Source organism: Wenjunlia tyrosinilytica (assembly GCF_014646055.1).
GTDB lineage: Bacteria > Actinomycetota > Actinomycetes > Streptomycetales > Streptomycetaceae > Wenjunlia > Wenjunlia tyrosinilytica.
Map to the genome: position 1 here is coordinate 211,398 of NZ_BMMS01000011.1, position 20,652 is coordinate 232,049.

Annotated in this window: 19 protein-coding genes; 10 read left to right on the top strand and 9 right to left on the bottom strand. The window is 70.6% G+C overall.

Annotated features, from left to right (window positions below):
* Window positions 1-426: 426 nt before the first annotated feature.
* Both IEY86_RS14810 and IEY86_RS14815 read right to left on the bottom strand, forming a co-directional pair.
* Window positions 427-759 carry a helix-turn-helix domain-containing protein gene (locus tag IEY86_RS14810; RefSeq protein ID WP_189132121.1) on the bottom strand — a complete coding sequence of 111 codons (333 nt, stop codon included), beginning with the start codon at window positions 757-759 and terminating at the stop codon, window positions 427-429.
* 211 nt (window positions 760-970) lie between these two features.
* The gene (locus IEY86_RS14815) at window positions 971-1,573 is read right to left on the bottom strand and encodes an ATP-binding protein (protein WP_189132122.1); all 603 of its coding nucleotides are present in this window, start codon (window positions 1,571-1,573) and stop codon (window positions 971-973) included.
* Between the two features lie 853 nt (window positions 1,574-2,426).
* On the opposite strand from IEY86_RS14815, the gene IEY86_RS14820 reads away from it, so the two are divergent.
* Window positions 2,427-2,756, top strand: a complete 330-nt coding sequence (locus IEY86_RS14820; protein ID WP_229698441.1) for a PCC domain-containing protein — start codon at window positions 2,427-2,429, stop codon at window positions 2,754-2,756.
* Here IEY86_RS14820 and IEY86_RS14825 read toward each other — a convergent pair.
* Both IEY86_RS14825 and IEY86_RS14830 read right to left on the bottom strand, forming a co-directional pair.
* Window positions 2,705-3,133, bottom strand: a complete 429-nt coding sequence (locus IEY86_RS14825) for a thiol-disulfide oxidoreductase DCC family protein (RefSeq protein WP_189132124.1) — start codon at window positions 3,131-3,133, stop codon at window positions 2,705-2,707. The two genes, IEY86_RS14820 and IEY86_RS14825, sit on opposite strands and share 52 nt — an antisense overlap.
* A 192-nt stretch (window positions 3,134-3,325) precedes the next feature.
* Window positions 3,326-3,574, bottom strand: a complete 249-nt coding sequence (locus tag IEY86_RS14830; RefSeq protein WP_189132125.1) for a hypothetical protein — start codon at window positions 3,572-3,574, stop codon at window positions 3,326-3,328.
* Between the two features lie 233 nt (window positions 3,575-3,807).
* On the opposite strand from IEY86_RS14830, the gene IEY86_RS14835 reads away from it, so the two are divergent.
* Entirely contained in the window at window positions 3,808-4,875 is a 1,068-nt protein-coding gene (locus IEY86_RS14835) for a hypothetical protein (protein ID WP_189132126.1), read from the top strand.
* A 26-nt stretch (window positions 4,876-4,901) separates the two neighbouring features.
* Here the strand turns inward: IEY86_RS14835 and IEY86_RS14840 are convergent, their stop codons facing one another.
* The 3 genes from IEY86_RS14840 to IEY86_RS14850 are packed head-to-tail and all read right to left on the bottom strand — an operon-like array spanning window position 4,902 to window position 8,016.
* A complete protein-coding gene (locus tag IEY86_RS14840) occupies window positions 4,902-5,756 on the bottom strand; it encodes a TauD/TfdA dioxygenase family protein (protein WP_189132127.1) in 855 nt (284 codons plus the stop codon).
* Window positions 5,753-6,784, bottom strand: a complete 1,032-nt coding sequence (locus tag IEY86_RS14845) for an L-tyrosine/L-tryptophan isonitrile synthase family protein (RefSeq protein ID WP_229698428.1) — start codon at window positions 6,782-6,784, stop codon at window positions 5,753-5,755. Before IEY86_RS14845 ends, IEY86_RS14840 begins: the two co-directional genes overlap by 4 nt.
* A 56-nt stretch (window positions 6,785-6,840) precedes the next feature.
* Window positions 6,841-8,016 (bottom strand): hypothetical protein, encoded by a 1,176-nt coding sequence (locus tag IEY86_RS14850; RefSeq protein WP_189132128.1) that lies wholly within the window; start codon window positions 8,014-8,016, stop codon window positions 6,841-6,843.
* 268 nt (window positions 8,017-8,284) lie between these two features.
* Here IEY86_RS14850 and IEY86_RS14855 point away from each other — a divergent pair, with 268 nt between their 5' ends.
* The gene (locus IEY86_RS14855) at window positions 8,285-9,526 is read left to right on the top strand and encodes an IS701 family transposase (protein WP_229698429.1); all 1,242 of its coding nucleotides are present in this window, start codon (window positions 8,285-8,287) and stop codon (window positions 9,524-9,526) included.
* Here IEY86_RS14855 and IEY86_RS14860 read toward each other — a convergent pair.
* A complete protein-coding gene (locus IEY86_RS14860) occupies window positions 9,449-11,443 on the bottom strand; it encodes a helix-turn-helix domain-containing protein (protein WP_189132129.1) in 1,995 nt (664 codons plus the stop codon). The two genes, IEY86_RS14855 and IEY86_RS14860, sit on opposite strands and share 78 nt — an antisense overlap.
* Before the next feature lie 247 nt (window positions 11,444-11,690).
* Between IEY86_RS14860 and IEY86_RS14865 the strand changes: the two genes are divergently transcribed.
* Both IEY86_RS14865 and pabB read left to right on the top strand, forming a co-directional pair.
* Window positions 11,691-12,410: a methyltransferase domain-containing protein gene (locus IEY86_RS14865; protein WP_229698430.1), complete on the top strand. Its 720-nt coding sequence runs from the start codon at window positions 11,691-11,693 to the stop codon at window positions 12,408-12,410.
* Between the two features lie 49 nt (window positions 12,411-12,459).
* On the top strand, window positions 12,460-14,601 hold the full coding sequence (gene pabB / locus IEY86_RS14870; protein WP_189132130.1) for an aminodeoxychorismate synthase component I: 2,142 nt from the start codon (window positions 12,460-12,462) through the stop codon (window positions 14,599-14,601).
* Window positions 14,602-14,653: 52 nt separating this feature from the next.
* Here the strand turns inward: pabB and tal are convergent, their stop codons facing one another.
* Entirely contained in the window at window positions 14,654-15,826 is a 1,173-nt protein-coding gene (gene tal, locus IEY86_RS14875; protein WP_189132131.1) for a transaldolase, read from the bottom strand.
* Between the two features lie 349 nt (window positions 15,827-16,175).
* Between tal and IEY86_RS14880 the strand changes: the two genes are divergently transcribed.
* From IEY86_RS14880 to IEY86_RS14900, 5 genes are read left to right on the top strand one after another with little or no spacing between them, the layout of a single operon-like run.
* A complete protein-coding gene (locus tag IEY86_RS14880; protein WP_189132132.1) occupies window positions 16,176-17,522 on the top strand; it encodes a class I adenylate-forming enzyme family protein in 1,347 nt (448 codons plus the stop codon).
* Window positions 17,519-18,286 (top strand): SDR family NAD(P)-dependent oxidoreductase, encoded by a 768-nt coding sequence (locus IEY86_RS14885; RefSeq protein WP_189132133.1) that lies wholly within the window; start codon window positions 17,519-17,521, stop codon window positions 18,284-18,286. Before IEY86_RS14880 ends, IEY86_RS14885 begins: the two co-directional genes overlap by 4 nt.
* On the top strand, window positions 18,280-18,558 hold the full coding sequence (locus IEY86_RS14890; RefSeq protein WP_189132134.1) for an acyl carrier protein: 279 nt from the start codon (window positions 18,280-18,282) through the stop codon (window positions 18,556-18,558). The genes IEY86_RS14885 and IEY86_RS14890 overlap by 7 nt, the downstream gene beginning before the upstream one ends.
* A gap of 4 nt (window positions 18,559-18,562) precedes the next feature.
* Window positions 18,563-19,591, top strand: a complete 1,029-nt coding sequence (locus IEY86_RS14895; protein WP_189132135.1) for an AvrD family protein — start codon at window positions 18,563-18,565, stop codon at window positions 19,589-19,591.
* 53 nt (window positions 19,592-19,644) lie between these two features.
* Entirely contained in the window at window positions 19,645-20,370 is a 726-nt protein-coding gene (locus tag IEY86_RS14900; RefSeq protein WP_189132136.1) for an AAA family ATPase, read from the top strand.
* Window positions 20,371-20,652 lie beyond the last annotated feature (282 nt).

Below are 20,652 nucleotides of genomic sequence, written 5' to 3' on the forward strand. Positions count from 1 at the left end.
CAGCCACAGCACTGTCATGGATCCCGACCGTAGCCCGGGCGGCTCACCCCTGGCGCACCCGTCCTGTCGCCGGAACGATGAAATCGCGGATGAGCTGCTTGGCGTCCCGCACGATGGGACGGAAGATCCGGTAGCGGGACAGGCCGACCAGCCGAGCGACCGGAGGGGTGCAGCGCTCGACGAACCGCCGGGTCCGCTCGCAGTCCGGGGTCCGGTCGAAGACCCAGTACAGGGCGACGCCTGATCCGTCAGAGCGAGGCGCGCGACGACGACAGCGAGGGCGCTGATCAGGGGGCCGCGGCGTCAGCAGCGAACACCCTGCAGCCCGCCACCAGTCCCGCCACATGTCATCCCGCGATGGACAAACCCGCCTCACGGGTCCCGTGACGGGAAGTCCACCCAGCCGCCGCCAGGGGCAGCCAGTACCTACGGAACGGGCTGGGAGAACGCCCACGCCGCAAGAGCGGCAACGTGGCGCCGCACCTCGTCATCCACTCTCAAAGGCCCCTGCCGCGCCACCCGTTCCGCCTCCAGCATCGGTATCGCTGCCTCCAGCAGCCCTCGCGCGCCGAGGACACCATCCAGCGCCGACACGTACGGCTCGGTCGCAATCCGCCGGCCCTGCTCAATGAAGCCCACCGCCGCGACGCTGTAGTTCAGGCGGTCGCCCACCTGCTGTTGCGTCAGCCCGGCATCGAGCCGCAAGCGGTGGACAACGGCCCCGAAGAAGACGAGCGCGGCAGTGCTGTAGTCACCCATGAGCGAGAGCAGGACCTTCTGACGAGAGGCGTGATTGTTCGTCCGACAGGGGGAAAGGGCATGGACGGGCGGGAGTCACCAGGAGCCATCCCCGCGAGCGCTTCCCCTCACGACTCGACCAGCAGCCCCCGCCCAGCTCACTGGCGCGGATCACTCACGATCGCCAACGACAGCACCACGGCCACGCACAAGGCCGCATACAGCACCAACATCACGCACTGCCGCACGCCGCACCCCCCGCCGCACCCGACCTGAGACCGAACCGGGCGAGTGCAAACCGGCAGTAGACGACCTTGCCCCCGTGATCCGCCCGCTTGCAGAACAACCCGTCGGCCAAGGCCTTGACCATCACCAGCCCCCGCCCGCCATCCGCCATGGCAGGCACAGCCGCGCCAGGAGCAGGCAGGCAGGGCATACGAGGATCGTGATCCCCGACCTCCAGGAACAGCTCCGTCGGCCAGCACCTCAGACCGACCGACACCAGCCGATCATCAGCGGAGCCATGGACCGGCCGCAAAGCGTGGCGGACCACATTGCCCACCAGCTCAGATACACAGACCTGCGCATCCGCCTGAAGTCCGGCCCGCAACAGGCCCCAGTCCGCGAGTGTCGCCACCACCAGCACCCGCGCATGATGCGCAGCTTCCGGCCGCTCCCCATCCACACGCAGAAAGGCCCCTCGGTACAACGCCTGAGGCGTCAGACGATCCGGCCACAGATCACGCCAGGCAGGCTCGTGCGATCTTTGCTGCCCCACGAGACACACGGGCAGCGATTGATCGATGTTCGAGCGCGGCATCACCGGTACGGCCATGGCCCCTGCTCCTCACCAGTAGCTGACTTTTCTGCCTCTCAGCATCGGTGAGGTGACTCAGAGCCACTAGTGCCAAGTTTAGTGCCACTATGGAAGCGTGAGCATCGGACAGATGATCAAAGATCTGCGAGAGTCGAAGAGGTTGTCTCAAGGGAAGTTAGCCGAGCGGCTAGTTGAAGCATCTGGGAAGGACATCGGTCGCGAACGGATCAGTCGTTGAGAGAAGGGCCGAGTCATCCCAAGTGACTCTTGGCTCAAGCACTTGGCTCATACTCTGGACGCCCCTTTTGCCGTACTGGAAGCCGAAGCTAGCCTCACGCGTGTGAACCGTAGGAGCTTTTTGAGCCTTACAGCGCTCACCGCTACGCACGGCAAGCTCGCAACTGACGTCAACGCGAGCATTGCAGGCGGTGACGTTGGTCCACTGACGACTGTTCAGACGACGCACGCCACAGATCTAGTGATTGCGACCATGGTGGACCCGCCCTCGACCGCCAAGCTACGAGGGTGGATGTACGACGGCGCCGACCCTGTCCTGAGGGTGAACGCAGCCGGGATCCTTGCCAAGCGCCCCGGACAAGCTCAGGCCGACGACGTGACCACGGCGCTAGCGAACGATCCATCAGCGCGGCACCTGTACATCACTGCCGTTGCCGCTCGTGTGTGTGGCCTTGACTGGGCCACTGCCAGCCATCTGGCCGCCGATCCCAGGTGCATGCCCGAACGCGCATCATTCCTGGCGGCCAGATTCGCCGAAGAGGTGACAAACGTCAGAGACGCCGGGGCTCGTTGGTGTTCCGCTGTCATGCTGCGTGACCTCAGCCCTCTACTCGGAAGGTAACCACCCTTGCATGTGATCGAGGTCCGCAACGCTGAGTTGCTTGAGACCATCACTGCCCAGGCCAAAGAACGTGGCATCGCCAACGGGGCGATCGTGTCCCTCATCGGTGCGGTGGACGAGTTCACCCTGTCCACCATGCCCAGCGACGACGCCACGAAGGATGTCATCACCGATTACGCCCTGCCGGCCGAGATGAGCGGCACGGGTGAGATCACAGACGGCGTTGTCCATGTTCACGCCGTGATGGCAGTGGAGGGCGATAGGCCAATCTCCGGGCACCTACACAGTGCTCAGGTGGGCACGTGGTTCGCCAGGGCGTACATCCTTCCGAACGACGCCTGACGCCCGCCCGCACGTCGTGAGGGACTGCTGGGCCCCTGCATCGCCCTCATCGGCCGCACCCGTCCGTCCCAGGCGTCCCCGCCCCAGCCCTGCCGGGGAGAGGCGCCCGCCCTCACCGAGGCCGTGGCGGCCCGGTACTTCGCCGCCGCCAGCGCCGCTCCCCGTGCCAGTGGCAGCCCTGCCGGAGTGCTCAACCTGTGCGAGAGCGGCCGGTACTCGGACAGCGCCCACAGGCAGACGACGAAGGCGTGGTGCCCGGTCCACACCTGCCCGCTGTCGGCGACCACGGTGATCTCCCGGTATGCGGCCGTCGGGTCGATCCCGGGGAACCGCTGCCCGGCCTCGTCCGACCCGGCGGCCACGGACTCCAGCGGCACCAGCTGCGGTTGTCGGCGCAGCCGCCCGCTCAGATGCCGGCACGGCGGGCAGCCGGGATCGTGCGGAACGCTGAGCCGCCGCAGGGGCGGGGCCTGCCGGCCCCGGCCCGCCGCGGCCGCTCCCCGTCACCGCGCCGTCCTCGATCACGGCACCGTCCTCGATCACCACACGGTCCTGGGCCACCGCGCTCCTCATGCCCTCGGCGCGGCCGGGGCGGCCCAGCCCTGCGGCGGCACCGGCGGGATCTGCTCGCGCTCCATCACACCGCGGCGGCGGATCCGGTTGAGGAGGCGGTTGACGGCGTCCGCGAGCTTCTCGTCGCCCCGCAGGACATCACCGAGGAAGACCCGGCCGTTGCGGCTGAGCGTGCACGCCACCCAGACGGTCGGCGCGGTGCTGATCGGCAGGTGGACGGCGTAGCTGACCACCGTGAGATCCATGTGCCCAACCCCCTCTTCGAACGCCTTCAAAAGTGCGTTGGCATGACTCCAGTTCCGCTTTGAACGCGTTCAACATTGACCCGGAGGTCGAGCTTCCGAACAAGCCTGCCCAGGTGAGGGCTGGTCAGCAAATTCTCGACCCGCGCACGATATGACTGGTCGTAACACTTCCATCGCCGTCCGCAGCTCGTGCATACTCGTGCCGCACTTCGGAAGATCAAGGGAGATCTGCGATGCCGAGTCGGCAATGCGGCGTGTGCGGCGGCGAGTTGGACGCGGGCGGCTGCCCCTGCCTGGTGCGCCCCTACGTCAGTACCAGGACCGAGGAACCCGAGCCTCCACCTGACCCGGACCACCATGTCTCCACGCTGCCGGGCCCGGTCATCGTGCCGAGCGTCGTCGACACGGCCGCGGTCTTCCCCGACCTCGACCCACCGGACCAGCCCCCGCCGCCGGAGCCCCCGAAGGGCCTGTGGGGCCATCTGCCCGGCATCGGGAAGACGGCGATAGCCGCGGGCTGCGCCCTCCTGCTCTTCGCCGTGGGCGCGGCGACGAGCAGGAACTGGGGCCCGCACAACGACCGTTACGCGCAGATGGGGAACGGGACGGCGACCGCCCACGTGACCCCGACGCCGAGCGCCCCCTCCGCCCCCGCCTCCGATACGGCGCCCTCGGGATCCGCGTCGGCCTCCGCCTCCGCCTCTCCCTCGAAGAAGCCGTCCCCCCGTCCCACCAAGCCGGCCCCTCCGCCGCCGCCGAAGCACCACGCCCCGAACCCCGTCACCTATCAGTCCTGGGTCGGCCCCGGCTGCCCGCGCCGCGCCGGGGGCGGCTACGAGGAGTGGGGCAGGTACTGGGACGGCCGCGAGGGCTGGTACACCGTCACCACGGGCGGCTACAACGGCGGGGGCTGCGACGGGAGTTTCACCTCCGTTCCGATGTCGGGCAGCGCGACCGAGGACCACGACAACCGCGTCGTGTGGTGGTGGTCGGTCGGCGAGCGGTCCCAGCGGTGCGCCATCTCGGTCCACATCCCCGACAGCTACGACTACCGCGACGTGGCCGGAGACCCCACCCGCTACGACGTCCTCCAGAACCCGCAGGACCGGGACACCACGTACGGCGGCTTCGAGATCGACCAGGTGGACAACCGAGGGCGGACCGTCGACGTCGGCACGTGGCCCGTGGAGGACGGCCGGATCGCGGTCAAGCTCCTCGACCGCGGCCAGGACTGGTACGACGACCACGCGACCTTGGCGCACCACGCCGCCGCCCAGATCCGGGTCACCTGCCGGGCCTGAGGACCCGGAAATGTGATCGCCGGTGCTCAGGCCACCAGAGCCGGGTTGGCCAGTGGGGGATCGCCCAGGACATGCACCCGGCGCAGATGGCGCGAGGCCCTGGTCACATAGGACTCTCGGCCGTGCAGCAGGGTGTAGTTGTCGGTGAGGACCAGGTCGCCGGTTCGCCACGCGTGGTGCAGGCAGTGCCGGGGGTCGTACAGCGACTCGCGCAGCGTCCGCCGCACCTGCTCGGCCTCCTGCTCGTCGACCCCGGTGAACTCCAGCGAGGGCGGGTTGACGTAGCGCATCCCCTCGGGCACCGGCTCCTGGTAGCGCATGACGGGGAATCCGCGCCGCGGATGCGGGACCACGAGGGGCGAGACCACCGCCCCGCCGTAATGGACCACCTGCTCGATGCGGTAGCTGACCGTGGTCCGCTCCCACAGCGCCCGGGTGGCCGGATCGGCGTCGGCCAGCGCCCTGGTGGTGTCGCAGAACGAGGTGCGCCCGCCCTGCCCCTGACCCGGTGCGTCCACGCACCAGAACACCTGGAACTCCGGGATCCGCTCGACGAACATCCCGTCCCAGTGGAACGGCAGCCAGTTGGCGTCGAAGACCCCGTCGACCGGGTCCTCCTGCTCGACCAGATCCAGGACGGGCCCGAACGGCCACACCAGCGGTTCGCCGAGGGAGGAGGCGAATGACACCAGCGCCTGCGGGTCGGCGGGTGGGGTGAAGCCGCGAAGGACCAGCAGGTGGTGCTCGCGGACGAGGTCGCGCAGGGCGGGGCCGCCCGGAGGTGGCGCCGCGGCACCACCCGGGGGCCGCAGGAGCGCGCCGAACGGTTCGATGGCGTCGAGGTCGAACGCCCGGGAGCGCTCCGTCCGGTCCAGGGTCATGATGCCGCTCCTCCGCTGGTGGTGGTCTCGCTGCCGCCTCCCGAGACCCGGGGGCCGGCCCCCAGGGAGGGCGGCGGCACCGCGTCGTCGGGGGCGACGAAGTGACTGGGCTCGCCGCCGGGGGTGAGGACCAGGCGCGCCCCTATCGCCTCGGCCTGGTGACGCTTCATCAGGACGTACCGGCCCGCGATCTCCACGGCGACGCCGTGCCAGGGCGTCAGCCAGCCGTCGGCGGTCTCCAGAAGATGGATACCGAGTTTGGGCGAGCCGCAGTTCTGCGGGTGGATGGACAGCCGCACGGCTTCGGGGAACCGGTCGGCGACCAGCCCGCCCCATGCCTTGCTGCGCTGGAACACCCCGTAGGCGCGCTCACGGCACTCGCGCTGCAACGCGGCCCGGCTGCCGGTGTACTCGGGGGTGTCCGCGTCCTCCACGAGGAAGCGGGTCACCCCGAGGTAGAGCCGCTGCGGCTCACCGCCGGCCCGGACCTCCTCGCGCAGCCGGTCCAGGGGTTCGCCGTAGCGCTCGATGAGCCGGCGGCGCATCGTCTCGTGGGGAACGTCCCGGTACTCGTCGTCGAGGTTGAACAGCCGCAGGCAGTCGGCGCCGAGGTCGGCGATCAGCTGCCTGATGCCGTCCTGGTACAGGCCGATGTCCTCATCCGTCACCCCGATGAAGTCGCCGAAGACCCGCCCGTCGGAGCAGATGACGATCTCGGCACCGGGCTCGTAGAAGCCCGCTATCTCCTCGCACAGTCTCTGGAGGAACCGTAAGGAGAGCCGCTCCGCCAGGTCGGGGGCGGCGCCGAGGACCTTGGCCCGGTTGGGGGACTTCGCAGGGAAGCCGGGCAGGGCCAGCTCCACCGGGAGCCCGAGCCGCACCCGGCCGACGACGTTCGGCAGGTGGGCGCCCGCGCACGCCGGGCACATGCCCCGCCCGCCGCAGTCGCCGTCCCCCGTGCTGCGCTGATAGCGCATGACCGAGGCGAGGATCCGCTCCGCGACCACCGCTGTGTCGACTACCGCCATGTCCTTTCGTCCCTTCGCTGGAGGCGTGAGGTGTTCCGGCCGGGCAGCGGGCGCCGTCACAGGAACACGCGGCGCAGGATCTCGTCCGGGATCCGCTCGCGCCTGCCGAACAGGGAGGCGGTCAGGCGGTACGGGTCGACACGGCCGTCGGCGCCCACCCAGCGGACCAGGAAGCCGAAGGTGTCGCTCTCCTGCGGCGACGACGCCCCTTCGAGAACCCGGACCGCCCTGGTCACCGTGCGGCGCAGCAGGTCGTCCCGGTACGGCTCCACGTTGTGCTTGCCCAGCGCCGCGACGAAGTACAGCCGCAGGGCGAGCCGCACCGCCTGCTCTCCGTGCTCACCGGCGAGTTCGTCCAGCGGGAGCCGCCAGAGGTGGACGCGGTCCGAGGGCGGACCCGGCCGGTCGTCGGGCGCGGGCAGCACCTTTGTCAGCGCGAGGCGTTCGGCCCGGACGCCGAGGTGCCGGAGGAGTTTGACGGCGAAGACGTAGTCACCGCTCATCCGGTGGGCGTGCAGCAGGATGACGGTGCCGTAGCGGTCGGCCACCGGCAGCAGGTCCCGCAGCAGGTGCACCACGGGGTGCGGGCGGCCGTCGGCGCCCAGCAGTGTGCGCGACGGCACGCCCTTGTCGGGCGCGCCGACGACGACCTGCCCTGCCCGGCCGCCGTGCCGTACCAGTCCCGCGTCCTCGAGGGCGGCCATGACCTCGGACACCGCGGCCGGCCCCGGCCCCTGCGGCGGCGGGGGCTCGAAACCCCGTACGCCGAGCATCCGGCAGGACTGCTCGAACAGCTCCCGCATACGTGCGGCGACCGGATGCGGACGCCCTTCGTCGGCCGCCTCGGCGTAGCCGCGCAGCAGGTCGTAGCCGATGGGCCAGGGCTGGGCTAGGTAGGCGTCGTGGAGTTCGGCGAGCCGCCGCGAGCTCAGCCCGGCGGGCTCGGCCTCCGGGCCGACACGGTCCAGGTACTCCCAGAATCCGAAGTCCTGGCGGGACCCCGGCAGCAGGACGTCCGGTTCGGCTCCACCCGCGGGTCCGGCGCTGCGCCGGATGACGTCGGCCCACAGCAGGCATTTGACGGTGGTGAGCGTCACGGGCTCGGTGGGGCCCGCGAGCAGGGGCATCAGCAGGTCCCGCGCACGGGTGGCGGCCTGGACCCGTGGAGGCGCCGCCGTTCGTGTTCCCGATCCTCGCGGGGCTCTGGACCGCAGCGCGCTGGACATCGGCATGTCCACTCCTTCAGTGGGGGATGTCCGCGGCGCCCGCGGGGGCGGCCGGACTTACGGCGAAGGACCGGAACGCAGTTCACCCGCAGGGTGAGGACATCCGCTGGAGCCCTCCTCGACCGGCGGTGTCACCCCGTCACACTGCGCTGTGCTGTGGCAACCGTGAGGGCGCGCAAGCGTGTGACGGAACCACCTGGCTGCTCGCGGGGGGCTGCGGCGACGGTGGAAGTGCGGCTGGGGAAGCCGTGATCGCCGTCCCAGGGGGAGTGCCGTGAACGAAGCCGACCTGGTGGGCCGCCGTCCGGCCCCTCCGCGTCCGATGCCGCAGCCGGCGCGGGCAGAGGTTCCCGACGAGCTGATCGACGAGCTGTGCTCGGTCCTGTTCACCTCGTTGCGCAGGAGCGACCAGCGACGGAAGGGCGAGCAGTACCTGCGCGGGCTGCTGTCGGCCCATGGGCGCAAGTCGATGCGGAACATCGCCTCGTATCTCGGCGGACCGGCGGCCGAGCAGAGCCTGCACCACTTCATCAGCAGCTCCACATGGGACTGGCAGCCGGTGCGCGAGGCGCTGGCCCGCCATCTGGAGCGCACAACGCGGCCCCAGGCATGGGTGGTTCGGCCGATGGCCATCCCGAAGGCGGGCGAGCACTCGGTGGGTGTGGACCGGCGGTTCGCGCCCGGACTGGGTCAGACGGTGGTCGGGCAACAGGCGTACGGGGTGTGGCTGGCCTCCGAGCACGTGAGCGCGCCCGTCAACTGGCGCCTGCACCTGCCGGACACCTGGCTCAACGACGCCGCCAAGCGCAACCGGGCGGAGATCCCCGAGGACATGGGCGAGGCGACACCCGGCGAGTGCGCCACCGACGCGGTGCTGGACGTCGCGGGCTACGGCGGCGTGGCCCGGCGCCCGGTCCTGCTCGACGCCCGCGACTGGGACGCCGGGGCGGCGCTGCGGCGCTTCTCGCCGCTGGGTGTGCCGGTGCTCGCCCGGATCAACCCGGCCACCCGGCTGGTGATGGCGGACCACGCGCTGCCCGGCTACGGCGGTGTGGCCACCCCCGCCCAGCGGCTGATGGAGTCGGTGAAGGGCCTGCGCCGACCGGTGACGTGGGTGGATCCGGCCTCGTCGGGCGGGACCAGGACGACATTGGCCGCCGCCGTGCGGGTGATGCTGCCGGACTCCGCCTGCCGGACGCAGCGGGCGGGGTCCCGGTGCTCGGATCTTGTGCTGCTGTGCGAGTGGAGCGACCCGGGCCGGTGGCCGGACCAGCTGTGGCTCACCGACCAGGGCTCCGTCCCGTTCACCTCCCTGCTGCGGCTGGCCAAGCTCGCCCGCAGGGTGGGCCGGGACTTCGCCGAGGTGGGCGAACAGGTGGGCCTGCGCGACTACGAGGGGCGGTCGTTCCGCGGGTGGCACCGGCACATCACCCTGGCCTCAGTCGCCCACACCGCCGCTGTTCTCGCCTCCGGGCTCCCGGTGGCCCGGCGGCCCGTCCCTGCGCTGTCGGCCTGACGCACGCTGCTCGCTGAGGGTCTGGCGGGTGCGCTGCAACCGCAGGGCGAGCTGCACCTCCAGCGCCCGGCCCGGCTTCTGCCAGTCGGCGCCCAGCAGTTCGGTGATCCGCTCCAGGCGGCGCGAGACCGTGTTGGGGTGCACATGCAGTGACTCGGCGGCGTAGGTCGGGCTGCTGCCGGAGGCGAAGTAGGCCTCCAGGGTGCGGGTCAGATCGGTGAAGCGCTGGGCGTCGTAGGACAGCACCGGGCCGATGACGGAGTCCACGAAGCCCTCGACATCGTGGTTGTCGGAGAGCAGGACTCCCAGGAACCCCAGTTCCTGGACGGAGGAGGTGCTGCCGGAGCCATTGAGGGAGGTGAGCGCGTCCAGGCAGCGCACGGCCTCCTGGTAGACCCGGCCGACCGCGGGTGCCCCCACCGCCGGTCCCGCCGAACCCACCGTGACCGGGTTGCCGAGCAGCGGTGACAGCTCGGCGGAGACGGCGCGGGCCGCCGCCCCGGCGTCGGTACCCGGGACGAAAAGGACGATGCGCCCGGACAGCACGCTCTTGAGGCCCCCGGTGCGCAGCGCGTACGAGGACGCCCACACGACCGCCCGGCCCTGCGAGCCGCCCTCCGGGCGGGCGACCACCACGACGTGCGGCTGGTCGAGGTCGATGCCCAGCCTGCGGGCGCGCTCCCCGAGTTGCTGCGCCGGACGCTGCGGCACGGCCAGCAGGTCGTCGAAGAGCAGGTCGCGGACCTGGCTCTCGGCCACGGCGGTGCTGCGCTGGAGGAGCAGGAGGACGGCGGTGGTCTGGGCGACCAGGCGCAGCATCCGCTCCCCGTTGTCCGCGAGCGGCCCCGAGGGGTGCAGCAGGAGCGAGCCGACGTCCTCGCTGCCCGCGAGGACCGGCGCGACCCAGGTTCCGCCGTCGAGCAGTACGGGGGCGCGGCCGGCATGGGCGTCGAGTGCGGCCTTGAGCACCTCGTCATGGTCCAGCGCGGGCATCGGGCCGCTGTCGGCGAGCACTTGGCCGCTGGGGCCGCGGACCACGAGCCCGCACTCCAGTGCCTCGGAGGCGGTCGCCACGACCGTCCGCAGATCGCTGCCCTCGAGTACCAGGTCGGTCAGCCGGCTCGCGGTGTCGTTGAGCCGTCGCGCCGCAGCGAGGGTGGCCTTGGCCCGGGAGCCGTCCAGCTCCAGCTCGATGACCTCGGCGTGGGTCTGGTCCAGCAGCCTGGTCTTCTCGATGGCGACGGCCGCGAGGTCCGCCAGGGAGCTCATCAGCGCGATCTCGTCCGGGGTGAAGTGGCGCGGGTTGCGGTCGGCGGCGTAGAGCACACCGAGGGCACGCACCCCCTGACGCAGCGGGACGGCCATGACCGCGCGCAGCCCCTCGGCCCGCACGACGCGGTCGATCTCGCTGCTGTGCCGGATGCGTTCGTCGGCCAGGTAGTCGGGGGTCCAGATCGGGGCGGCGTTGGTGGACACGTCCACGCCGAGCCCGCTCTTGATCGGCACCCGGAAGCCCACGGTGAGCGCGGTGGCGTGGCCGTCCGCGGCCCGTACGTAGGAGTAGTCGGCGCCCGGCTCGTGGAAGCTGATGTAGGACATGTCCAGGGCGAGCAGCAGCCGGGTCCGGCGGGCGATCAGCTTCAGGAGCGTGTCGAGGTCGTACGGCAGGGTCAGGTCGCGCGCGGTGTCGACCAGCGCCGACAGTCCGGCCTCGCGCTGCTGGCGGCGGCCGTGCGCCGAGTGGATGCCCAGCGCCAGCCGGGTGGCCTCCGAGAGCCGTTCGACCGTGGTGGGGTCGGCGCCCGAGCGGCGCGCCCGCTCGACGAGTTCCTCGTAGTGGCTCGGCGGCGCCTCCCTCGAGAGCAGTTCGAGGACCGCGAAGACGTCGAACGCCTCCGGCTCGTGATCCAGCGCCATCGCGCAAACCTCCGGGCGGGTGAGAGATCAGACGACCTGTTCGAGACCGACACCGTGGAACATGACGCTGGGCAGTGCCCCTCCATGAATGCTGCCTCTTGCAGTGTGCTCCGGACACCGTGTATGTGACGTGCAGTGTCGCCGAAACACCTTTCGATAATGTCGCGCTCCGGTTGAGGGTTGTCGGAGAGCCGCCGTGCGGAGCGGCGCACCTTCAAATGCGGTGGGGATTCACGTGACTTTGCAGGTGTCTGAAGTACGCAGCTACGAGCGGTCGCTCGCGCGCAGCAATGAGTCGCTGACCAGGCCGGACCGCCCTCGTAGCTTCACCATGGCCGGGCGGGAGTGGGACCTTCTGGAAGAGGTCTTCGCCCCGCTCTACTCGCCCTCCACCGGGATCGCCCTAGACTTCCTCGGCCTTGCGGAGCCGGTCCGGGCACCGCACCGGGGCTCGCTGCTCGAGATCGGCTGCGGCACCGGTGTCATCGCGGTGACCGGAGCGCTCGCGGGCCGTGACCGGGTGGTCGCGGCGGACATCAACCCGATGGCGGTCGCCAACGCCGGGATGAACGCGGCACGGCACCACGTCGCCGACCGGGTCCGGGCCGTGCACAGCGACCTGTTCTCCGCGCTCGCCGGCGAGGAGCCGTTCGACGTGGTGTTCTGGAGCTCGAACTACGTTCTGGCGCCCGAGGACTACACCTACCGGACGATGCACGAGCGCGCCTATGTGGACCCCGGATACACGGCTCACCGCAGGTTCCTCACCGAGGTGCCGCGCTGGGTGGCACCGGGCGGGCTCGCGCTGCTGCACTTCAGCAGCCGCGGCGACGTGGAGGGTCTGCGCGTGATCGCGGACGAGTGCGGCCGGCGGCTGACCGTGCGGCGCACCCGGGCGGTCCGCGAGGGCGACCACATGGTCGAGCACCTACTGATCGAGGTGACCGAGGCTCCAGCACGTCGCTGAGCCGGTCGCGAGGAACCGGGACAGAGCGAACACGGGGGTACGGGGGCCAGTGCGCACGCTACTCGTCGACAACTACGACTCGTTCACCTACAACCTCTTCCACTACCTGGCCGAGGTCGACGGGGACGAACCGGTGGTGGTCCGCAACGACGACCCGCGGTGGCGGACGGAACGGCTGGAGGAGTTCGGCAAGGTGGTCCTGTCCCCGGGTCCGGGCACACCGGCGCGGGACGCGGACTTCGGGATCTGCCGGGAGATCGTGGAGCGGGGCCGGCTGCCGCTGCTCGGGGTGTGCCTCGGGCACCAGGGGCTGGCCCTGTCGCACGGTGGAACGGTGGAGCGGGCCCCCGAGCCACGCCACGGGCGGACCTCGCCGGTCCTGCACGGGGGCGGCGGCCTGTTCTCCGGGCTGCCCTCCCCCTTCGAGGCCGTCCGCTACCACTCGCTGGCCGTGACCGAGCTGCCGGAGGCGCTGGAGGCGACGGCGTGGACACCCGACGGTGTCCTCATGGGCCTTCGCCACCGCCGACGCCCGCTGTGGGGTGTGCAGTTCCATCCCGAGTCCGTCTCCACCGAACACGGCCACCGCCTCCTGGCCAACTTCGCCCGCCTCAGCGAGCGGCACAACCTCCGTGCGGGGCGGGTGGGTCCGAGGCGGACAGCGAGGGCGGCTGCGCCCGCGGGACGGCCCGCCGCGGCCGCGGCGCCGCGCGGGCGGCTTCGGATTCTGGTCGAGAGCATGCCCACCCGGTGGGGGGACGAGGCCGCCTTCGAGCGGCTCTTCCGTGGTGGCGACCATGCCTTCTGGCTGGACAGCAGCCGCCCCGATTCCGGGCTCGGGCGGTTCTCCGTGATGGGGGACGCCTCCGGGCCGCTCGCCCGCGTGGCCAAGGCCGATGTGTGGCGCGGCACCGTGACCGTGCGGTCGGCGCGGACCACGCGCATCGTGGCCGGGCGGTTCCTGGACTGGCTCGAGGAGGATCTGCGCACCGGCCGCGTGGACCCGGCCGATCTGCCTCCCGGCCTGCCGTTCGACTTCGCCCTCGGGTGGGTCGGCTACCTCGGCTACGAGCTCAAGGCCGAGTGCGGCGGCGAACGCGTCCACCGCTCCGAGGAGCCCGACGCCGCCATGGTCTTCGCCGACCGGGCCGTCCTCCTGGACCATGCCGGCTCCACCACCTATCTGCTCGCCCTGGTGGAGGACGGCGACGAGGCTTCCGCGCGGGACTGGATGCGTTCCACCGCCGACCGGCTGAGCGAGCTGCCCGACCCGTCCATGACGTCGTACGAGGAGCCCGGGCCGGTGCCGGGGCCCGGACTCGGCCTGGGCCTCGGTGAGTTGGTGCTGCGCCACGACCGCGACCGCTACCTCGGGCTCATCGCCGACTGCCAGGACCAGATCGCGGCCGGCGAGAGCTACGAGGTGTGCCTGACCAACATGGCCGAGCTGCGCGGCCGCCTCGACCCCTGGCACGCGTACCGGTATCTGCGCCGGACCAGCCCGGCCCCGTTCGCCGCCCTGCTCCAGTTCGACAAGGTCCATGTGCTCAGCACCTCACCCGAGCGGTTCCTGCGCGTCGACCGGGACGGGACGATGGAGTCCAAGCCCATCAAGGGCACCCGGCCGCGGGGCGCCACACCGGCCGAGGACGCCGCCCTCGCGGCGGACCTGCTCTCCGACGAGAAGGACCGCTCCGAGAACCTCATGATCGTCGATCTGGTCCGCAACGACCTCGGCCGGTGCGCGCGGGTGGGCTCGGTGGAGGCGGACGAGGTCTTCGCCGTCGAGTCGTACGCGACCGTGCACCAGTTGGTGAGCACGGTCCGGGCGAGGATGCGCGAGGACACCTCGACCGTGGCGTGCGTCCGCGCCGCCTTCCCCGGCGGCTCGATGACGGGCGCGCCCAAGGTGCGCACCATGGGCATCATCGACCGTCTCGAGGACGGCCCCCGCGGGGTGTACTCGGGGGCGATCGGCTACCTCTCGCTGACGGGGACGGCGGACCTGAGCATCGTCATCCGCACGGCCGTGGTGACCCCGAACCGGGTCCGCTACGGCATCGGAGGGGCGATCGTGGCACTGTCGGATCCGGAGGCGGAGTTCGAGGAGACCGCCGTGAAGGCGGCTCCACTGCTGGCCCTGGCCGACGCCCCCTTCCCCGGGAGGACCGAGCGGTCGCTCTCGGCGTGAACGGCCGTGGGACGCAGCGCCCGGCGCATGGAGGTCGCCGGATGACGGTGAGTCAGATCAGGGGAGGGCCGGGTTCGGGGCGAGTCACGCGGTCGGGTGCGCCGTGGGGCCGCCGCAGCGCGTCCTCGACGGCCCCGCTCAGCCGCTCCCAGGCCGCGAACGAGGCGCGCAGCGCCTGCTCCTCCAGCTCACGGGTGACCTTGGCGAAGGAGATACCGAGCCGCTCCAGCGCGTCCATGACCCCGCGGGCCGCCGTGTGCTCACCGGTCACGGTGTCGCCGCGCAGCTCGCCGTGGTCGGCCAGCGCCTCCTGCGTGGCCTCGGTCATGGCGCTCACCGTGCCCCAGACCACGAGCCCTTCGACGTAGCGGGTGTCGCGGTGGGCGGGGTTGCCCACCTGCGTGGCGGTCCACAGCAGGCGCTGCGGCCTCGCCCCCGCAGCGGCCAGCGCCCGCCATCGCTCGCTGCCGAGCCGCTCCTCGTAGAGCCGGTACGCCAGGCGGGCGTTGGCGAGCGCGGCCTCGCCGCACAGCTCCTTGACCGCCCCCGCCCCGAGCTCGTCGAGCGATGCGTCCACCGCGGTGTCGACCGGCCCCAGGAAGAACGACACGACGGATCCGACCGTGGCCAGCTCCACCCCCGCGTCCAGGGCCCGCTCCAGTCCCTCGAAGTACGCGTCGAGGACGGCGCCGTAGCGCTCCACCGAGAAGACCGGTGAGGCGTTGACCCCGATCCCCTCGGCGAGGCACTGGCTCATGGCGCACAGCCCCTCGGTGGTGGCCGGGATCTTCACCAGCAGGTTGGGCCGGTTCACCGCCCAGGACAGCGCCCGCGCCTCGGCCACCGTCGCCGCGGTGCGCCGGGCCAGGCGGGGATCGGTCTCGATGCAGACCCTTCCGTCCACCCCCGTGCCCGACTCGAAGACCGGCATCAGCACATCGCACGCCCAGCGCGCGTCGTACGTGGTGAGGGCCCGCACGGCCTCCTCGGTGCCGACGCCCCGGTGGGCGAGCTGGTCCAACTGCTCGTGGTAGGCCGGGCTCTCGGCCACGGCCCGCGCGCACAGCGCCGGATCGGAGGCGACCCCTGCCGCCCGCCCGTCCCGGACGAGCCGGTCCAGGCGTCCGGAGGCGAGCCGGTCCCGGCAGAGCCCGTCGAGCCAGACGCGGACCCCCTCGGCGGCCAGCTCCTCCAGGATCCCGCCGAGGACCTTGAATTCGGCCATGTCGGCACTCCTCCTCCGCAGTCCCAAGTCCCTGCTGTGTGGGCGGCGGGCCACGACCGGAAGCGACCGAGGCCATGCGGTGAATGCCAAGGGTAGGTCAAGAAGCGCGGTGGACCACGAAGGGCGGCGCACACTTTGTCAGGTAGCGCACGCTTTCCGAACGCGCCCCGGCTCTCCCCCACTTGAGTGCGGCCGGCCATTGCCCGCCCACTTGACAAAGTATCCGGACGGCGCGGGAACTTCTCCGGCCCCGGTGCCATGGTGGTGCTCAGCCAAGCACCGCGCCCGGCTTCAGGCGCGAATCCCATCGACGCTCATGCCTTGGCGGGAAGAATCTTGGAGGAGCGTAATGACAAGCTCGTTTCTCGACCGGTTGAAGAGTTTCGGGGACAAGGACGCCGTCGTCTTCAACGGTACGCGTTACAGCTACTCGCATCTGGTGCAGCGCATTGCCGACTGGCAGGAATTCCTGGCCGTCAACGAGGTGCGTCCGGGACAGGTGGTGGCGCTCGAGGGAGTCAGCTCCGTCGAGGCGTGCGCGGGCCTGCTCGCCCTCATCGAGCAGGGGACCATCGTCGTTCCCCTGACGCCGCTGCCGGACGCCAAGCGGGCCGAGTTCCACGAGATCGCCGAGGTCGAGGCCGTCGTCACCATCGACGCCGACAACGGGACTCGGGCCCACGAGCGCACGGACCGCTCCGCCGACCACGAGCTCTACGGCACCCTTCGGGAGCGCGGCGCCCCCGGTCTGGTCCTGTTCAGCTCGGGCACCACCGGCCGGAGCAAGGCGACCGTACTCGACTTCGGGAAGGTGCTGGCCCGCTACGGCGAGCCCACCCGGCCCAAGCGCACCCTGGCCTTCCTCAACCTCGACCACATCGGCGGCATCAACACCCTGCTGCACACACTCAGCCAGGGCGGTGCCATCGTCACCATCGCCGAGCGCACCCCGGAGACGGTGTGCGCGGCGGTCGCCGAGTTCGGTGTGGAGGTCCTGCCCACCACCCCCACCTTCCTCAACATGCTGCTGATCTCGGGCGCCTACCAGCGCTTCGACATCAGCACCCTGGGGCTGATCACCTACGGCACCGAGCCGATGCCGCTGCGGACGCTCCAGAAACTCAAGGAGGCACTGCCCGACATCCGCTTCAAGCAGACCTACGGGCTGTCCGAGCTGGGCATCATGCCCACCAAGTCCAAGAGCGACGACACCCTGTGGGTGAAGCTGGGCGGGGCGGGGTTCGAGTACCGCATCACCGACGGCATCCTGTGGATCCGCTCGGAGATGGCGATGCTCGGCTACCTCAACGCGCCGGCGCCCTTCGACGACGAGGGCTTCTTCAACACCCAGGACGCGGTGGAGACCGACGGCGACTACGTGCGCATCCTCGGCCGCCGCTCGGAGATCATCAACGTCGCCGGCGAGAAGGTGTACCCGAGCGAGGTCGAGAACGTCCTGCTCGAGATCCCCAACATCGCCGAGGCCACGGTCTCCGGCCGCCCCAGCCACATCACCGGGATGGTGGTCAAGGCCACCGTCAAACTGGCCGAGCCCGCCGACGAGCGGGACGTGGTCCGCGAGATCCGCGCCCACTGCCGCAAGCGCCTCGAGGCGTTCAAGGTGCCGGTGGTGGTCGAGGTCTCCGACGCCGACCAGCACTCCGACCGCTTCAAGAAGATCAGGAGCGCGGCGTGACGACGGCGCAGGAGTCCACGGGGGAGACCGCGGCCGACGACCGCAAGGTCGCCGTGATCAGCGGCGGGAGCAAGGGACTCGGCCGGGCCCTGGTCGAGCGGCTGCTGGAGGAGGGCTGGCGTGTGGCGACCTTCTGCCGCGCCCAGAACGACTTCACGCGGACGATCGCCGAGGACCGGCCGGACGCGTTCTTCTGGGCCGCAGCCGACCTGGGCGAACCGCAGTCCCTGCGCACCTTCGCACGAAGCGTGACCGAGCGGTTCGGCCGGATCGACCTGCTGGTCAACAACGCGGGAGTGCTCCACCAGGAGCTCTTCCTCACCACCGCGCCCAAGCAGATCGACGCCCTGATCACCAAGAACCTCACGGCCCCGATCATGCTCACCCAGGCCTGCGCCCGGGTGATGACCCGCGGTGGCGGCGGGACCGTCGTCAACATCTCCTCCATCAACGCGATCCGCGGCTACCGGGGCGTCACCGCCTACGCCGCCGCCAAGGCCGGACTGGACGGCTTCACCCGAAGCCTGGCCCGGGAACTCGGCGCCTTCAACATCCGGGTGAATTCACTCGTCCCCGGATTCTTCGACAGCGACATGACCGCGGAGGTCACTTCGACCAACCGCGAACGGATTCAGCGCCGCACTCCACTCGGCCGACTGGGCAACGTCGACGAGATAGCCGACGCGGTCCTCTTCCTCACCTCTTCCCGGTCGTCCTTTGTCACCGGGCAGTCCTTGGTTATCGACGGAGGCATCACATGCTAGTCCGAAAGAGTGTGCGCAGCGTGATCGAGCAGGAGATCCACGCCCTCCTCATGGAGTCGGAGGATGCATCGGAATCCCTGTCGGCCGACGATGAACTGTTCGAACTCGGCCTGAATTCGCTCATGCTCGCCCAGTTGCTCATCCAGCTCGAAGCGGAACTGGGGGTCGACCCGTTCTCGGAACAGGTCTCCATCACCGACATCCGCTCCGTCAGCGACCTGGTGAACGCCTACGAGCAGGCGATCGAGGCGCGGTCCCAGGGCGAGGGCTGACCCGATGACGACGGGACAGCGGCTCGCGCTGCGCTCCATCGACGACTATCTGGGCCCGGGGGAGACGCGTTTCTTCTCCCGCGGTTACCAGCGGGCCACCTACGACGTCCACGACATCGTCGTGACGCCGGCCGGCTCCGAGAAGCCGGGAGTGCTCGCCAAGGCCAATCTGACCTACCCGGCGGACTGGTCCAAGAAGAAGGACGGCACCGACCTTCGTCCTCACCTGAGCACGATCGACGCCCTGGTGCTCGGCGTCCAGCTCGCCGAACTCCACCTCGTCCACGCCTACGGGCTGGACGGGCAGGACCGGCGCACGATGCGGCTGCGCAAGATCGTCCTGCGGGCGGGCAACGCCCCGCAGGAGGACCTCGAGGGCATCGCCCTGTCCGCCAAGCTCGTGGACACCGCGCCCGAGCCGGCTGCCGCCGGAGGCTTCCAGTCGGTGTACGACTGCTCCGTCGGGGGCCTGCGGGTGCGCTGCGAGATCGAGCACCGGGTGGCCGGCAAGGCCGGCACCGAGGCGAGGTTCGGCTCGCTCGTCGAGGCCCTCGGGCCGGGTGAGGAGCGGTTCTACGGCGAGGGCTTCAAGCTGCGGCGGCACACGATTGGGGACGTCCGGGTGGACATGGACGACCTGACCGCCAGGGGCCAGGTGGCCTTCCACGAGGTCGAGGGCAGCCGGGCGCCGACGCGGGGCATCGAGGGAGAGGGTCAGCCGTCCATCGCCCTGGTCGACTGCTTTGTCGTCAACCTCCAGCTGGCCCAGGTGCTGATGTACGAGCTGGACTCCATCACCCGGGAGAGCAGCAACACCCTGTGGATGATGCAGACCGTCATGGACGCCGCCGAGATCCGGCAGCCCCTGACGGCGCCCCTCGAGGCCCACGCGTCCATCTCGGCCAAGCGCCTTCTGCCGCTGCGCGGCGCGACGTGGCGCAGCGTCGACATCCAGGGCCGCCTCGGCGGCATCGAGATGCGCTGCTCGTTCGCGCACGAGCTGCCCGCCAAGGCCGAACCCGAAGCGGCGTGACGGCGTCACGACCGACGCCCGCCCCGACATAGCGACCGGCAGGAGCCCCACACATGAGAATTTCGATCTCCGGTACCTACTCGGCGGGGAAGACCTTCACCGCCATGGCCCTCTCGCACCACACGGGCATACCGCGCTCCCCAGCCAAGACCATCCGGGAGATCATGCCCGACGCGGTCCCCGGCAAGGCGCTCACCGAGGTGACGCCGGCGGAGTACATCCAGCTGGCCGTGCGCCGCCACGTCGGCCGCGCGGTCAACGAGGCGCTGCTGGGCAGCAGCTTCATCGCGGACGGATCCTCGCTTCAGGAGTGGACGTACGCGGCCGCCCGTGTGGAGTTCGGCATGGACCCGGGTGCCAACGTGGACAGCCCGCCGCCGCCCTCCCCCGAGATGGACTTCTTCGGGGAGGTGACCGCGCAGCTGGGACACTACTTCAAACAGCACGTCAAGGAGTCGTTCGACGGCTTCGTGCATCTGCGCAGGGAGTTCGGGCTGGCCAGTGACGGCCACCGGCCCATGAACGAGCGCTTCCGCAGCACCTGCGACGACATGCTGCTGCGGGCGCTCGACGAGCTCGAGATCCCCTACCACGTCATCGGGGGCACCGTCCCCGAGCGTCTGACGAAGATCGTCACGCTCTTCGGCCTCCCCACGGTGCTGAGCATCGACGAGTCGATCGCGCTGGCCTCCGAGGAGTACTCGAAGGTCGACTGGCGCCTCGAGAAGGAACGCACGCAGAGCGCGGCGGCAGCCGCAGCGACGGCAGCCGCCGTCTGACCGCCGCCCCACGACAACGGCCGGTGCCGGTCGGCGCGGACGTCTGCCAGCGTCCGCGCCGCCCGGCGCACGCCGACCGGGTCGACCGGGCCGCGGAACCCTCCACAAACCGCCTCTCACAAGGGACTCCATCCCATGGCGACGAACCGAGACAAGGTCCAACTGATGTCGAACAGCGCAAGTGACGTGGGATCGGGCCCCGATCCGCGTCGGTGGTTGATGTTGCCGGTGTTGTTGTCGGCGATGTTCATGGCGCAGTTCGATTTGTATGTGGTGAATGTG